We start from the raw sequence: 1,203 nt of genomic DNA on the forward strand, positions 1-1,203 counted from the left end.
CATGCAGAATGCGCCGCAGCGCCCGCTAACAGCCGATCCCGCTCAACAGCGCTTTGATTTTCAATGACATAGAAAGTGAGCATTATGACGCGTGGCTGCTCGGGCACAGCAAGCTCGATACCACCGCGCTCTACACCAAGGTCTCGACCCGGACGATCCACGCGGTCGCAGGGCCGCTCGACCGGCTGATGGCGCTGATAGAAGGCAAGACCCCTCCCGGCTGAACCGGTGCGCGCGGACCTGGAGGTCGCCGATATCTTCCGTGCTGCCGGCCCCGGATACCGGGTCGCCCATGCAGGGCATCTGAGCCTGCAGCAGCTCAAGGTCATGTCGGCGATCGAACACTGCCGCACCGCTGCATTGGGTGGTCATGTCGAAGCCTGTGCGGACTGCGGCCAATGGCGGATCGCTTACAACAGCTGCCGCAACCGGCACTGTCCCAGGTGCCAGGGCGCGGCCGCCCGTACATGGCTCGCCGAGCGCGAAGCCGACCTGCTGCCAGTCGGCTACTTCCACGTCGTGTTCACGCTGCCCGCCGAGGTCGCCGTCATCGCGTTCCACAACAAGGCGCTGGTCTATGACCTGCTGTTCAAGGCGGCATCGGAGACGATGCTGACGATCGCGGCGGATCCCAAGCACCTCGGCGCGCGCATCGGCATCACCGCCGTGCTCCACACATGGGGCTCGGCAATGACCCACCATCCCCATGTCCACATGATCGTGCCGGGGGGCGGCATCGCGCCGGACGGGTCACGCTGGATATCGTCGCGGCCGGCCTTCCTTCTCCCAGTCAGAGTACTGGGCAAGCTGTTCCGCCGTCTGTTCCTGACCCGGCTGGTCGCGCTGCACGACGCCGGTCGGCTCGCCTTCTTCGGATCGGCGGCGCACCTGGCCGACCGTCGGGCCTTCCTGCGTCATCTGAAGCCTGTTCGCAGCAAGCGCTGGGTGGTCTATGCCAAGCCGCCCTTCGCCGGCCCCCAAGCGGTGCTCGCCTACCTGTCGCGCTACACTCACCGGGTCGCCATCTCGAACCGCCGCCTGATCGCCTTCGACGAGGCTGGAGTCACCTTCCGCTACAAGGACTATCGCCGCGACGGTGCCGAGCGCCAGCGCGCCATGACGCTTGCCGCCGACGAGTTCATCCGCCGTTTCCTGCTCCATGTCCTGCCGCGTGGGTTCCACCGCATGCGTCACTATGGGCTG

General features: G+C 66.1%; 2 protein-coding genes. Both read left to right on the top strand.

Annotated elements, in window-relative coordinates; genetic code table 11:
• Positions 1–53 precede the first annotated feature (53 nt).
• A complete protein-coding gene (locus NKI85_RS37695) occupies positions 54–224 on the top strand; it encodes a hypothetical protein (protein ID WP_352780964.1) in 171 nt (56 codons plus the stop codon).
• Between the two features lie 4 nt (positions 225–228).
• On the top strand, positions 229–1,203 hold a 975-nt coding region (locus tag NKI85_RS37700), incomplete at its 3' end, for an IS91 family transposase (RefSeq protein WP_502900791.1).

This window comes from Mesorhizobium sp. M0571, from assembly GCF_040320985.1.
Lineage (GTDB): Bacteria > Pseudomonadota > Alphaproteobacteria > Rhizobiales > Rhizobiaceae > Mesorhizobium.